Below are 13,859 nucleotides of genomic sequence, written 5' to 3'. Positions count from 1 at the left end.
GACCCCGCCCTACGCACGAGGCTGCCTGCGGGCTGCGTCACGGACCGGGTGGAGGGTGCGGCTACAGTCGGCTCCATGACCAAGTGGGAATACGCGACCGTGCCGCTTCTCGTGCACGCGACGAAGCAGATTCTGGACACCTGGGGCGAGGACGGCTGGGAGCTGGTCCAGGTCGTGCCCGGGCCGAACAACCCCGAGCAGCTCGTGGCCTATCTGAAGCGGGAGAAGTCCTCGTGAGCGGCGTGGTCGACGCCAGGCTCGCCGAACTGGGGCTGACACTGCCCGAGGTCGTGCCGCCGCTCGCCGCCTACCAGCCTGCCGTCGTCTCCGGGGCGTACGTCTACACCGCGGGCCAGCTCCCGATGGTGGAGGGCAAGCTTCCGGTCACCGGCAAGGTAGGCGCGGAGGTGACCCCGGAGGAGGCCAAGGAACTGGCGCGCACCTGTGCGCTGAACGCCCTGGCCGCCGTGAAGTCGGTCATCGGTGACCTGGACCGGATCGCTCGGGTCGTGAAGGTCGTCGGCTTCGTCGCCTCGGCCTCGGACTTCACCGGGCAGCCGGCCGTTCTCAACGGAGCGAGCGAACTGCTGGGCGAGGTGCTCGGCGACAAGGGCGTGCACGCCCGCAGCGCGGTGGGTGTCGCGGTGCTGCCGCTGGACGCCCCGGTCGAGGTCGAGCTCCAGGTGGAGCTCGTCCAGGGCTGAGCCCGGCCGAACCCCGGTCAGTACATGTACGGCCCCGTGCCTCCGGATTCCCGGCGGGTGCGGGGCCGTTGCCGTCGATGGGCGGGGGCAGGCGCCCAGCGTGCCCGGCGGCCTGCGCTCCACCGGCACGGGCGCGGCCAGTGTCGCCCTCGCGTGGAGGGCGTCCACGGACGACATCGGGTTCTCCGGATACGAGATCCGCTACCCGCAGGGCCTCGACTTCGACTCGCAGGGGCGGCTCCGGCAGGCCGAGTTCGGCAACAGCGTCATGGACGAGGTCGACCTGATCCGCAAGGGTGGCAACTGCGGCTGTCCGGCCTGCGAGGGCACCAGCGGCAGCTGCTCGGGCTACATCGCGCCGAAGAAGACCTGGGCGACGGCCCAGGCCTCGCCCAGCGGCCTGACGATCATCAACGACCCCGTCTTCGTCGCCACGACCAGGGGCGAACGCGTCTACCGGATGTGCATCGACACAAGCAGCAACCTGGTGGAGCAGAAGATCTCCTTGTCAGGGCACGTACGACCGGCTGCGCGCCGTCGAGGTCGACCACCAGGGCGACATCTGGCTCACCACATCGACCGACAAGGACGGTGTGAACGGCAACGACAGGATCCTGGGGTCGACATCGTCCACTCGGGCGGAGCGGCCGCGGCCGGAGCGGCCCGAGGACCCGGCAGCGGGAAGGAGGCTCTCGAACATCGGCGTGGAAGCGCATAGCATCCGCCCATGTCCAATGGTCAGTGGTACCCGCCGGAATGGCCCGATCGTATCCGCGCGCTCGCCGCCGGTGAGCTCACCGCCGTGGTCCCCAAGCGGGCCGCCACGGTGATGCTGCTGCGTGACACCGCGGACGGTACCGCTGTCCACATGCTGCGCCGACGCGCCTCCATGGCGTTCGCCGGAGGCGCGTACGCGTACCCGGGCGGCGGAGTGGACCCGCGCGACGACCGGCCGGTGCGCTGGGCCGGCCCTTCCCTGGACGTCTGGGCGGAGCGCCTCGGCGTCGACGACACGGCGTCCGCGCAGGCCGTCGTGTGCGCTGCGGTACGGGAGACGTTCGAGGAAGCGGGCATCCTGCTGGCCGGCCCCACGCCCGACACCGTCGTCGGAGACACGACGGGCGACGACTGGGAGGCGGACCGTCAGGCCCTGGTCGACCGCGGCCTGTCCTTCGCGGACTTCATCGACCGCCGGGGCCTCGTGCTGCGGTCCGACCTGCTGGGCGCGTGGGCGCGCTGGATCACGCCGGAGTTCGAGCCGCGCCGCTACGACACCTGGTTCTTCGTGGCCGCCCTGCCCGAGGGCCAGCGCGCCCGCAATGTGTCGACCGAGGCGGAGTCCACGGTCTGGATCAGCCCTGCGGACGCCACGGACGGGTACGACAAGGGGGAGCTGCTGATGATGCCGCCGACCGTCGCGACGCTGCGGACGCTCCAGGCGTTCCGTACGTCCGCCGAGGCGCTGGCAGCGGCGGCGAGCCAGGACATGACCCCGGTGCTCGCCACGGCCCGGCTCGAGAACGCAGAAGTCGTCCTCAGCTGGCCGGGCCACGAGGAGTTCACCAAGCACGTCTCCACGGGAGGCCCGCGATGACCGACGCAGCCACTCTGCCGGGGCAGCCCCGCGGCGGTGTGCTGTCGGGGCCCGCCACCGCCCGTGCCGTCAACGTCCTCGCGCCGAACGCGTCCGCCATGACCCTCGACGGGACCAACACCTGGATCGTCTCGGAGCCTGACTCCGAGCTGGCGGTCGTCGTCGATCCCGGACCGCTCGACGACACACACCTGCGGGCGGTCATCGCCACGGCGGAACGCGCGGGCAAGCGGATCGCCCTCACCCTGCTCACCCACGGCCATCCCGACCATGCCGAGGGCGCCTCCCGCTTCGCGGAACTGACCGGTACGAACGTCCGTGCCCTCGACCCGGCGCTGCGGCTCGGCGACGAAGGGCTCGCCCCCGGCGACGTGATCACCACGGGCGGTCTGGAGATGAGGGTCGTCCCTACCCCGGGGCACACCGCGGACTCCCTCAGTTTCCACCTGCCCGCCGACCGGGCCGTACTGACCGGCGACACGATCCTCGGCCGCGGCACGACGGTCGTCGCGCACCCGGAGGGACGGCTCGGCGACTACCTCGACTCCCTGCGTCGGCTGCGCTCGCTCACCGTCGACGACGGCATCCACACCGTGCTGCCGGGCCACGGCCCGGTTCTCGACGACGCCCAGGGCGCCGTCGAGTACTACCTCGCGCACCGCGCGACCCGGCTCGCCCAGGTGGAGACGGCGGTCGAAGACGGATGGACCACCGCCTCCGAGGTGGTCGCCCAGGTGTACGCGGACGTGGACAGGTCGCTGTGGCCCGCCGCGGAGCTGTCCGTACACGCACAGCTGGAGTACCTGCGGGAGCACGGACTGATCGGCCCCTGACAGCCGGCTGGGGGCAGCCCGGCGAGGGCCGTACCGGGGCCCGTCGAGCGGTCCTCTGCGCGGACGGAACCGGTCGGCGACCCTCCGGCGTCGTGGTGCGAGCGATGCTTTACGCTCCGCTTACTTGCGGCATTCGTTCCCGGGGGGAAACCGTGTTCGTACTCTTCGTCATCCTCGTCATCGCCGCGGCGGTGATGTACCTCGTCGCCAGAGGCGGCGACAACAAGGGGCTCAAGCTCGGCGCGGTGGGAGCGCTCATCGCCGGCCTCTTCTCCGGCATAGCCAGCTGTGTCCACGTCGTCAGTGCCTACGAGGTCGGCGTGCCCGTCACCTTCGGCAAGGTCGGCTCGCCCATGAACTCGGGCGTCAACATCACCTCGCCGTTCACCCACGTCACCACCTTCTCCACCCGTCCCGTGGACCTCAACCTCTCCGACAAGGACGTGGTCGAGGTGCGCTCCTCGCAGGGCGGCGTGATGTACGTGGAGGTCACCGTGAAGTGGGCGGTCACCCCTGCCAAGGCGGTCGAGCTCTACCGGCTCGCGGGCAGCGAGGACGCCATCCAGCAGCGCCTGGTCTTCCCCGACAGCCGCGAGATCATCCGTAACGTCTTCGCCCGCCACACGAGTGAGGAGGGCTACACCTCCGCACGCGAGAAGATCAACGCGGAGATCGGCGACCTGATCAAGGAGCGCCTGGCGCCCCGCGGGATCGCCGTCACCACCGTCAACCTGCGCAATGTGCGGCCGTCCGAGCAGCTGCAGGAGCAGATCGACCGCAAGATCCAGCAGCAGCAGGCCACCGAGCGGGCGACGGAGGCGGCGCGGACCGCCACGGCGGAGGCCGAGCGCCGCCGCATCGAGGCCGAGGGCATCGCCAAGGCCAACAAGATCCTCAACGACTCGCTCAGCGACAAGGTGCTCGCCAACCAGTGCATCGAGGCATTCAAGGAGGCGGCGGCGAAGAACCCCGTCTACGCCGTGCCGTGCGGCACCGGCACCGGGAACCCGCTGATCGTGGACGGCAGCAAGAGGTGAACAGCGCACGAGGGGCCGCCCGCATGATGCGGGCGGCCCCTCGTGCATGTGCTCGGCGGGCCGGGGTGAGTCCGGCGGTCCGTGGCTCAGCGGGAGCGCTTGGCCAGCCGCTCGACATCCAGCAGGATCACCGCACGGGCCTCCAGACGCAGCCAGCCGCGCTGCGCGAAGTCGGCCAGCGCCTTGTTCACGGTCTCGCGGGAGGCGCCGACCAGTTGGGCCAGCTCCTCCTGGGTGAGGTCGTGGACGACATGGATGCCCTCCTCCGACTGCACGCCGAAGCGGCGCGACAGGTCGAGGAGCGCACGGGCGACACGGCCCGGCACGTCCGAGAAGACCAGGTCGGACATCTGGTCGTTGGTCTTGCGGAGCCGGCGGGCGACCGCGCGCAGCAGTGCCGTCGCCACCTCGGGCCGGACATTCAGCCAGGGCTGGAGGTCGCCGTGGCCGAGGCCGAGGAGCTTGACCTCGGTGAGGGCGGTGGCGGTGGCGGTGCGCGGCCCGGGATCGAAGAGGGACAGCTCGCCGATCAGCTCGCCGGGGCCGAGGACCGCCAGCATGTTCTCGCGGCCGTCGGGGGAAGTTCGATGCAGCTTGACCTTGCCCTCGGTGACCACGTAGAGGCGGTCGCCCGGTTCGCCCTCGTGGAAGAGCGCGTCGCCGCGGGCGAGCGTCGCTTCACTCATCGAGGCGCGGAGCTCCGCGGCCTGCTCGTCATCGAGCGCCGCGAAGAGCGGGGCGCGCCGCAGAACGTCGTCCACGAGTTCTCTCCTTGTCGACCTGCTCAGGGGACGTTGGTCCCATGATGCCGGACTGTGCTGTGCCGGCCCGGGGACACTGTGCCTCCGTGGGGCACCACCGGGGAACGGACCCCGGTAGTAAACAATCGTGCGATCAATCACAACAAGTTTGACGTACCGGCGCGTCTCTCCCTACGGCAGGGGCCCGATCGGGGCCGGATTGCTGGGGACCAGGGCGGATGTCGGTGGGGGCCTTTAGGCTGGCCGGGTGTCCAATTCGCCGGTGAGAGCACAGGCCGAGGGGGCTGGCAGCGTGTCCGGTAAGCAGAATTCCGCCGTGGGCGAACAGCAGTCGCCCAGCTCCGGCAAAAGGAAGAAAACACCCAAACCGGAAACGCGACTGGCCATGGTCCGGCGCGCCCGCCGCATCAATCGCGAGCTCGCCGAGGTGTATCCGTACGCCCATCCGGAGCTCGACTTCGAGAACGCCTTCCAGCTGCTGATCGCCACGGTCCTGTCCGCACAGACCACCGACCTCCGGGTCAACCAGACCACGCCCGCGCTCTTCGCCAAGTACCCCACGCCGGAGGACCTGGCGGCCGCGAAGCCGGAGGAGGTCGAGGAGCTCATCCGCCCGACGGGCTTCTTCCGCGCCAAGACCAAGTCGATCATGGGCCTGTCCGCCGCCGTCCGGGACAACTTCGGCGGCGAGGTCCCCGGCAGGCTGGAAGACCTCGTCACTCTGCCCGGCGTGGGCCGCAAGACCGCGTTCGTCGTCCTCGGCAACGCCTTCGGCGTCCCCGGCATCACCGTGGACACCCACTTCATGCGCCTCGCCCGGCGCTGGAAGTGGACCGACCAGGACGATCCCGTGAAGATCGAGGCCGAGATCGCCACGATCTTCCCCAAGAGCGAGTGGACGATGCTCTCGCACCGGGTGATCTTCCACGGCCGCCGTGTCTGCCACTCACGCCGGCCGGCCTGCGGCGCCTGCCCGATCACGCACCTCTGCCCTGCCTACGGGGAGGGCGAGACCGACCCGGAGAAGGCCCGGAAGCTCCTGAAGTACGAGATGGGCGGCCGGCCCGGCCAGCGCCTCAAGCCGCCCCCCGACTACCCAGGCGAACCGGCACCCGCCATGGGTGCGATCGAGTGACGCCACCGCCGACGGAACGATCGAGGACCTCCGGCACGTTGCCCGTGAGGGGGTGCCGATGACACGCACAGGAGAAGACACGTACCAGCGCTTCGAGCAGCACGACGACGGCAAGGTGGTTGTGGACGGTGACGTGGTCGTCACCACCGAAGGGCTGCCCGACTGGCTCGGGCCCGTCGTCCGCGCGGCGGAAACCGTCGAACCGCACCAGCTCAGCCGATTCCTTCCGCCGGAGAGCGGCCACGGCCGCCAGTCCGCCGTCCTCGTCCTCTTCGGCGAGGGCGCCCGGGGCCCGGAGCTGCTGCTCATGGAGCGGGCCGGAACCCTTCGCTCGCACGCCGGGCAGCCCTCCTTCCCTGGCGGCGCACTCGACCCGGAGGACGGTGACCCGGCGACGACGGGCCCACTGCGCGCCGCGCTCCGCGAGGCCGAGGAGGAGACCGGGCTCGACCCCGCCGGCGTGCAGACCTTCGGCGTGCTGCCCAAGCTCTACATCCCGGTGAGCAGTTTCGTCGTGACACCCGTACTGGGATGGTGGCGCACCCCGAGCCCGGTCGGAGCGGTCGATCCCGCCGAGACCGCGCGGGTCTTCACCGTGCCCGTGGCAGATCTCACGGACCCGGCCAACCGTGCGACGGCCGTGCACCCGCGCGGTCACGCAGGGCCCGCTTTCATGGTCGAAGGCGCTCTGGTCTGGGGTTTCACGGCCGGAGTCATCGACCGGATCCTGCACTTCGCAGGCTGGGAACGACCATGGGACCGCACCAAGGAGGTCCCGCTCGACTGGCACGCATGACAGGCTGAACCAGTGATCCGCTCCCGGCGGGGGCGTCACGTCCGAAGCGGCAGTGCGCCGTGGCCACACCCCAGCCGGACAGAGCACCGGCGACGACACTGCGAGGCAAATGACGGTGAACGTGCTGGACATCCTGTTGCTGGTCGCCGCCGTGTGGTTCGCGATCGTCGGCTATCGCCAGGGCTTCGTCGTCGGCATCCTCTCGGTGATCGGCTTTCTCGGCGGCGGACTCGTCGCGGTCTATCTGCTCCCCGTGATCTGGGGCGCACTGACCGAGGACTCCGAAGTGTCCACCACCGCCGCGATAGTCGCCGTCGTCATCGTGATCGTCTGCGCCTCCGTCGGCCAGGCCTTCACCACCCATCTCGGCAACAAGCTGCGCCGGTTCATCACCTGGTCGCCCGCTCGCGCGCTGGACGCCACCGGCGGGGCCCTGGTCAACGTCGTGGCGATGCTGCTGGTCGCCTGGCTGATCGGTTCAGCGCTCGCCGGCACCTCGCTGCCCACTCTGGGCAAGGAGGTGCGTAATTCGAAGGTGCTGCTCGGGGTGTCCCGCGTGATGCCCGATCAGGCCAACACGTGGTTCACGGACTTCTCCTCCGTGCTCGCCCAGAACGGCTTCCCGCAGGTCTTCAGTCCCTTCGCCAACGAGCCCATCACCGAGGTCCAGGCGCCCGACCCGGCGCTCGTGGGCAGCCCCGTGGCGGCGCGTGCGAAGCAGTCCATCGTCAAGGTCGTCGGTACGGCCCCGAGCTGCGGCAAGGTCCTCGAAGGCACCGGCTTCGTCTTCGACGAACGCCGCGTGATGACCAACGCCCATGTCGTCGGAGGCGTCGACGAACCGACCGTGCAGATCGGCGGTGAGGGCCGCCTCTACGACGCCAAGGTCGTCCTCTACGACTGGGAGCGCGACATCGCCGTACTGGACGTGCCCGACCTCAAGGCCCGCCCCTTGGAGTTCACCGACTTCGAGGAGGGCGACGCCCGTAGCGGCGACAGCGCGATCGTCGCGGGCTACCCGGAGAACGGCTCGTACGACGTACGCTCCGCCCGCGTCCGCGGCCGCATCAACGCCAACGGCCCCGACATCTACCACCGGGGCACCGTCCGCCGCGACGTCTACTCACTGTTCGCGACGGTGCGCCAGGGCAACTCCGGCGGCCCGCTGCTCACGACGGACGGCAAGGTCTACGGAGTCATCTTCGCCAGGTCCCTCGACGACGCCGACACCGGCTACGCCCTGACGGCCGACGAGATCCGCGAGGACATCAGGCTCGGCCGCACCGCCAACCAGCAGGTCGACAGCCAGGGCTGCGCCCTGTAGGAGGCGGCGGCGCTGAAGGCGCACGGATGCCCGCGGAAAAGCCCTGCTGCGTGCAGGCGGTCAGTCCCGGGGATGGTGCCGCAGGCGCGCGGACACCCAGCGTGCACGGCGCTTGAGGATGCGCGGGATCCCCATCCCCTGACCCGGAGGGGCATGATCCTCGCTCGGAAGTCCACCTGTCTCGTGGATGATCGGCCTGCCGGCCGAGCGGCGGTTGCGTGCTGCGTCACCGTAGTCGTGCGTCCAGCCCATACCCGGACGTGTGCCCGTGCCCCATGGTCGGTAACCGTCCAGTGGGCCGCCAATTGGCCTATGCGGCAGGCATGTGGCTGTTCGCAGCACAACCGTTCTCGCGGTGTGCGAACTCCCCCTGCCGGCCTAGCGGTCGGGCTCCGGGTCCTTGAGCCAGCTGATCAGCTCGTTCGAGAACGCCACCGGATCCTCTTCGTGCGGGAAGTGGCCGAGACCGTCGAACAGCCGCCACCGGTACGGTGCTTCGACGTACTCACCGGAGCCGGCCGCACTCCGTGTCCGCATCGCCGGATCGAGGGAACCGTGCAGATGCAGAGTGGGAACCCGCACCGGACGCTTCATCCTGCGGTTGAACTGGATCCCGTCGGGCCGGGCCAGCGAACGCACCATCCACCGGTAGGGCTCGATCGAGCAGTGCGCCGTCGACGGGATGCACATGGCCCGCCGGTAGACGTCGACGGCCTCTTCCTCGAGAGGCTTCGGCCCGGACCAGCTCTCGAGCAGCTCGCCGACCAAGGCCGCGTCGTCCGCCACCAGTTGCCGCTCCGGGATCCACGGCCGCTGGAAGCCCCACACGTAGGAACCCGCGCGGCTCTGCGCGAAGTCGGAGAGCATCGCCGAGCGCCACCGCCGGGGATGGGGCATCGAGGAGACCGCGAGCCGGCGCACCAGCTTCGGCCGCATCACCGCCGCCGTCCACGCCAGATAACCGCCCAGGTCGTGCCCCACCAGCGCCGCGTCGGGCTCACCCAGCGACCGCACGACACCGGTGATGTCGAGCGCCAGATTGGCGGGGTCGTAGCCGCGCGGCGTCCGGTCGCTGCCGCCGACGCCGCGCAGGTCCATCGCCACGGCCCGGTACCCCGCGTCGGCGAGTGCGGTGAGCTGATGCCGCCATGTCCACCAGAACTGCGGAAAGCCGTGCAGCAGCATCACCAGCGGTCCGTCACCCATCTCGGCGATATGGAAGCGGGCACCGTTGGCGGCCACGTCGCGGTGGGTCCAGGGACCGTCGAGGCGTGCGGGGCTGCCGAGTGCGGCGAAACTGCCGGGGCCGGAATCAGGGACCGTCATGCTGATGAGCGTCCCACAACGCGGCACACCGCGTTCCGGGCCCTCCTGCCGAGGATCACGCCGAAACCTTGTCCGAAACCCGGTCCGACGCCGTGCTACCGGAAGTCTTGGTCAGTTCCACACGGCGGGGATGCGGCTTGGCATTGCCCAGCACGGCGGCCGTCTCCTTGGCGGAGGCGACCGTCTTCTGCGGGCCCTTGCCCCTCTTCGCCTTCTTGACGAACATCACGCCGATCAGGGCAAGGAGACCGGCCACGATGATGTTGGCCGCGAACGAGAGCAGGAAGCAGTACGCCAGATGCCAGCCACCGCTCCACATGTGGATGAAGTAGGCGAGCGCGAAGCTCAGCATCGGCAGCGAGAAGATCAGCACCGCGCCGGCCGCGGTGAACGCGGCGCCCCCGACCCCGGCCTTCTTCGCGTCCTGCCGCAACTGGGCCTTTGCCAACGCGATCTCGTCGTGTACGAGCGCGGACATCTCGGCGGTCGCCGAGGCGACCAGCTGGCCGAGACTGCGGTCGGCGCCGACAGCGTTCGCTGTGGTGTTGCCGGGGTCGCTCATCGCTGACTCCCTCTCCTCTTCCACAAGGCCGGTGTTTGTACGGTCCGATGTCAGATCATGCCGGACTGTCGCCGCCATCGCTCGACACCCCGGCCGCTTCCGCCTTTCTGCGGTGCTCCGCCGCCTTCTCCTCGTAGATAGCGGCCATCCTCAGGTGGTACGCCGGGTCGTCCTGCTCGTAGATGTCAGGGATGCCGGACATGTCCTCGTCGCGCTCCTCCTCGGCCGCCAGCGCCTGGTAGACGCGTACCCGGAGCTTGAGCAGAACAGCGGCGAGTATCGCGGCGATCAGCGAGCCCATCAGGACCGAGGCCTTGACCTCGTCCGTCAGCGTCGCGTCGCCGGTGAACGCGAGCTCGCCGATGAGCAGGGAGACGGTGAAGCCGATGCCGGCCAGCGTCGCGAGCGCCAGGACGTCGGGCCAGGCGAGGTCCTCGTTGAGTTCGGCCTTGGTGAAGCGTGCGGCCAGCCAGGTGCCGCCGAAGATGCCGAGCGCTTTGCCGACCACCAGACCGAGGACGACACCGAGGGTCTCCGGCTTGGTGAAGACATCGGTGAGGGACTCGCCGGTGACGGCCACACCGGCGGAGAACAGTGCGAACAGCGGTACGGCGACGCCGGCGGACAGCGGTCGCACGAGATGCTCGATGTGCTCGCCCGGCGATTGCTCCTCGCCCTCGCGCCTGCCGCAGCGCAACATCAGACCCATCGCCACACCGGCAATGGTGGCGTGGACACCGCTGTTGTACATCAGCCCCCACACGACGAGCGCCAGGGGCACGTACACGTACCAGCCGCGAACTCCCTTGCGCAGCAGCAGCCAGAAGACGGTGAGGCCCACGAAGGCCCCGCCCAGGGCCGCGAAATTGAGGTCGTCCGTGAAGAAGACCGCGATGATCAGGATCGCGAACAGGTCGTCGACGACCGCGAGGGTCAACAGGAAGGCGCGGAGTGCCGACGGCAACGAGGTTCCGATGACGGCGAGTACGGCCAGCGCGAACGCGATGTCGGTGGCGGTCGGGACGGCCCATCCTGCGGTGGAACCGCCACCGGCGACGGCGACGACGAGGTAGACGAGCGCCGGCATCACCATGCCGCAGAGCGCGGCGATCACGGGCAGGGCGGCGGCCTTCGGGTCGCGCAGCTCGCCCGCGACCAACTCACGCTTGAGCTCGATGCCGGCGACGAAGAAGAAGATCGCGAGCAGGCCGTCGGCCGCCCAGTGTTCGATCGACAGGTCGAGGCCCAGCGCCGCGGGCCCGATGTGGAAGTCGCTCACCGCGGTGTAGCTGCCGGCCAGCGGGGTGTTCGCCCAGATCAGCGCGGTGACTGCGGCGAGCAGCAGAAGCACTCCGCCGACCGTCTCGGTGCGCAGAGCGTCCGCGACGTAGTTCCGCTCCGGCAGGGAGAGGCGTCCGAGGACCTTGCGGGGAGTGGGGCTGGGCGCGGCCACGAGATGGGACCTCCGTGCTGGTGGGCAGGACAAAACACTTGCCGACCAGACTTCCCGGCGCACCTTGGAATGCTCATCGCGTCTTTGACGCGTTCCTTACTCTACAGAAGGCACTCTCGCGCGTCGGGGAGCGGAGCCGCGAGCACGAACGGGCCCCGGGAGGCCCGGGGACCCGCTCACCGAATCACCAGGTCAGTCCTCGCTGGGTGCGCTGGGAAGCTTCGACTGGATGAGATCCATCACGGAGGAGTCCGTCAGCGTGGTGACGTCTCCCAGCTGACGGTTCTCGGCGACGTCGCGCAGCAGTCGGCGCATGATCTTGCCGGAACGGGTCTTCGGCAGTTCGGCCACCGGGAGGATCCGCTTGGGCTTGGCGATGGGGCCGAGCGTCGTTCCGACGTGGTTGCGCAGGTCGTTGACCAGGCTGTCGTCCTCGGTGGCCGAACCGCGGAGGATCACGAACGCGACGATGGCCTGACCCGTGGTCTCGTCCGTGGCGCCCACGACCGCGGCCTCCGCGACCTTCGGGTGCGAGACGAGGGCCGACTCCACCTCGGTGGTCGAGATGTTGTGCCCGGACACCAGCATCACGTCGTCGACCCGGCCGAGCAGCCAGATGTCGCCGTCCTGGTCCTTCTTGGCGCCGTCGCCCGCGAAGTACTTGCCCTCGAAGCGTGACCAGTAGGTGTCGAGGAATCGCTGGTCGTCGCCCCAGATGGTGCGCAGCATCGACGGCCACGGCTCGGTGAGGACCAGATAGCCGCCGCCCCCGTCGGGCACCTCGTTCGCCTCGTCGTCCACGACGGTGGCCGAGATACCGGGCAGCGGGCGCTGCGCCGAACCTGGCTTTGCGGCGGTGACCCCGGGCAGCGGCGAGATCATCATCGCGCCCGTCTCCGTCTGCCACCAGGTGTCCACGACCGGGGTCTTGCCCCCGCCGATGTTCGCCCGGTACCAGATCCATGCCTCCGGGTTGATCGGCTCGCCGACGGAGCCCAGGACGCGCAGGCTGCTCAGGGCGAACTTGGCGGGGATCTCGTCGCCCCACTTCATGAACGTACGGATCGCCGTGGGCGCGGTGTAGAGAATCGTGACGCCGTACTTCTGCACGATCTCCCAGAAGCGGCCCTGGTGCGGGGTGTCGGGGGTGCCCTCGTACATCACCTGCGTCGCACCGTTGGCGAGCGGGCCGTACACGATGTACGAGTGGCCGGTCACCCAGCCGATGTCGGCGGTGCACCAGTAGACGTCCGTCTCGGGCTTGAGATCGAACACGGCGTGGTGCGTGTAGGCCGTCTGGGTGAGGTAGCCGCCAGACGTGTGCAGGATGCCCTTCGGCTTACCCGTCGTGCCCGACGTGTAGAGGATGAAGAGCGGGTGCTCCGCGTCGAACGCCTCGGGGGTGTGCTCGGCGGACTGCCGGGTGACGATGTCGTGCCACCACACGTCGCGGCCCTCGGTGAAGGCGGTCTCCTGACCGGTGCGCCGCACGACGAGTACGTGCTCGACCTGCGGGCAGCGGCCGACCGCCTCGTCGATCGCGGGCTTGAGGGCGCTCGGCTTGCCACGGCGGTAACCCCCGTCGGACGTGATGACGAGCTTGGCGTCGGCGTCCTGGATGCGTGAGGCGACCGCATCCGCGGAGAAGCCGCCGAAGACCACCGAGTGCGCGGCGCCGATGCGGGCGCAGGCCAGCATTGCGACGGCCGCCTCGGGGATCATCGGCAGGTAGACCGCCACTCGGTCGCCCTTGCGGACGCCCAGTTCGAGCAGGGCGTTGGCGGCCTTGGAGACCTCGTCCTTGAGCTCGGCGTAGGTGATGGCGCGTCCGTCGCCGGGCTCGCCCTCGAAGTGGATGGCGACACGGTCGCCATGGCCCGCCTCGACATGGCGGTCCACGCAGTTGTACGCCACGTTCAACTTGCCGTCGGCGAACCACTTCGCGAATGGCGGGTTGGTCCAGTCGAGGGTCTCGGTCGGCTCGGTGGCCCAGCTGAGCCGACGCGCCTGCTCGGCCCAGAAGCCAAGCCTGTCCGCCGCGGCCTGTTCGTACGCCTCCGCCGTCACGTTGGCGTTCGCTGCCAGCTCGGCCGGCGGGGGAACCGCCGCTCTTCCTTAAGAAGGTTGGCCAGGCTCTCGTTGCTCACGACATCTCCCTTTCCCAGGGCGTCTTCTGTGCGTATGTGTCCCAGGCCATAGCTCATCAGCCGGAGGGCCGGGTGACAAGGGCCTTCCGGATATTGGTTTAGACCTGTGGGCACCTCTCGTCCCCGGGCGGTGGGGACGAGGGGCCACACGTTCTCACGGACAGGGTCCGTGCAAGGTTCATCCGAG

The 13,859-nt window shown here is 69.6% G+C and carries 14 protein-coding genes and 1 pseudogene; 9 read left to right on the top strand and 6 right to left on the bottom strand.

The genetic code is table 11. The annotated features are described in order from the left end of the window. Positions 1-75: 75 nt before the first annotated feature. The 6 genes from GLX30_RS16720 to GLX30_RS16695 all read left to right on the top strand — a co-directional run bounded on the left by GLX30_RS16720 (position 76) and on the right by GLX30_RS16695 (position 4,168). A complete protein-coding gene (locus GLX30_RS16720; protein WP_005314434.1) occupies positions 76-237 on the top strand; it encodes a DUF4177 domain-containing protein in 162 nt (53 codons plus the stop codon). Further along, positions 234-704, top strand: coding sequence for a RidA family protein (locus tag GLX30_RS16715; RefSeq protein WP_159689279.1), 471 nt, complete (start codon positions 234-236; stop codon positions 702-704). Before GLX30_RS16720 ends, GLX30_RS16715 begins: the two co-directional genes overlap by 4 nt. Before the next feature lie 100 nt (positions 705-804). Beyond that, on the top strand, positions 805-1,422 hold the full coding sequence (locus tag GLX30_RS16710) for a PQQ-dependent sugar dehydrogenase (RefSeq protein ID WP_244258187.1): 618 nt from the start codon (positions 805-807) through the stop codon (positions 1,420-1,422). Between the two features lie 9 nt (positions 1,423-1,431). Next, on the top strand, positions 1,432-2,298 hold the full coding sequence (locus GLX30_RS16705) for an NUDIX domain-containing protein (RefSeq protein ID WP_159689276.1): 867 nt from the start codon (positions 1,432-1,434) through the stop codon (positions 2,296-2,298). Continuing rightward, entirely contained in the window at positions 2,295-3,131 is an 837-nt protein-coding gene (locus GLX30_RS16700) for an MBL fold metallo-hydrolase (RefSeq protein WP_159689274.1), read from the top strand. Before GLX30_RS16705 ends, GLX30_RS16700 begins: the two co-directional genes overlap by 4 nt. Before the next feature lie 152 nt (positions 3,132-3,283). Continuing rightward, positions 3,284-4,168 carry a prohibitin family protein gene (locus GLX30_RS16695; RefSeq protein WP_159689271.1) on the top strand — a complete coding sequence of 295 codons (885 nt, stop codon included), beginning with the start codon at positions 3,284-3,286 and terminating at the stop codon, positions 4,166-4,168. A gap of 86 nt (positions 4,169-4,254) precedes the next feature. On the opposite strand, the gene GLX30_RS16690 is transcribed toward GLX30_RS16695, so the two are convergent. Further along, positions 4,255-4,929, bottom strand: coding sequence for a Crp/Fnr family transcriptional regulator (locus GLX30_RS16690; protein ID WP_005314425.1), 675 nt, complete (start codon positions 4,927-4,929; stop codon positions 4,255-4,257). Between the two features lie 316 nt (positions 4,930-5,245). Here GLX30_RS16690 and nth point away from each other — a divergent pair, with 316 nt between their 5' ends. The 3 genes from nth (at position 5,246) to GLX30_RS16675 (ending at position 8,184) form a co-directional block, all read left to right on the top strand. Continuing rightward, the gene (gene nth, locus GLX30_RS16685; RefSeq protein WP_244258185.1) at positions 5,246-6,064 is read left to right on the top strand and encodes an endonuclease III; all 819 of its coding nucleotides are present in this window, start codon (positions 5,246-5,248) and stop codon (positions 6,062-6,064) included. 133 nt (positions 6,065-6,197) lie between these two features. Beyond that, on the top strand, positions 6,198-6,860 hold the full coding sequence (locus GLX30_RS16680; RefSeq protein WP_159695080.1) for a CoA pyrophosphatase: 663 nt from the start codon (positions 6,198-6,200) through the stop codon (positions 6,858-6,860). 115 nt (positions 6,861-6,975) lie between these two features. Then, positions 6,976-8,184 carry a MarP family serine protease gene (locus tag GLX30_RS16675; protein ID WP_208545582.1) on the top strand — a complete coding sequence of 403 codons (1,209 nt, stop codon included), beginning with the start codon at positions 6,976-6,978 and terminating at the stop codon, positions 8,182-8,184. Positions 8,185-8,244: 60 nt separating this feature from the next. Here the strand turns inward: GLX30_RS16675 and GLX30_RS35250 are convergent, their stop codons facing one another. The 5 genes and pseudogenes from GLX30_RS35250 to acs form a co-directional block, all read right to left on the bottom strand. Then, a complete protein-coding gene (locus GLX30_RS35250) occupies positions 8,245-8,436 on the bottom strand; it encodes a hypothetical protein (RefSeq protein ID WP_005314416.1) in 192 nt (63 codons plus the stop codon). A 126-nt stretch (positions 8,437-8,562) separates the two neighbouring features. Next, positions 8,563-9,510, bottom strand: a complete 948-nt coding sequence (locus GLX30_RS16665) for an alpha/beta hydrolase (RefSeq protein WP_159689262.1) — start codon at positions 9,508-9,510, stop codon at positions 8,563-8,565. Positions 9,511-9,565: 55 nt separating this feature from the next. Continuing rightward, complete coding sequence (locus GLX30_RS16660; protein ID WP_159689260.1) at positions 9,566-10,072, bottom strand: phage holin family protein; 507 nt, start codon at positions 10,070-10,072, stop codon at positions 9,566-9,568. A gap of 55 nt (positions 10,073-10,127) precedes the next feature. Next, on the bottom strand, positions 10,128-11,525 hold the full coding sequence (gene nhaA / locus GLX30_RS16655; protein ID WP_159689257.1) for a Na+/H+ antiporter NhaA: 1,398 nt from the start codon (positions 11,523-11,525) through the stop codon (positions 10,128-10,130). Positions 11,526-11,717: 192 nt separating this feature from the next. Continuing rightward, positions 11,718-13,672: pseudogene (gene acs, locus GLX30_RS16650) on the bottom strand (acetate--CoA ligase). Positions 13,673-13,859: the final 187 nt, after the last annotated feature.

The organism is Streptomyces sp. Tu 2975 (genome assembly GCF_009832925.1).
In the GTDB taxonomy this organism is placed as follows: Bacteria; Actinomycetota; Actinomycetes; order Streptomycetales; family Streptomycetaceae; genus Streptomyces.
The sequence above is the reverse complement of the archived record's forward strand: the minus strand, read 5'-3'. Positions and strand labels throughout refer to the sequence as shown.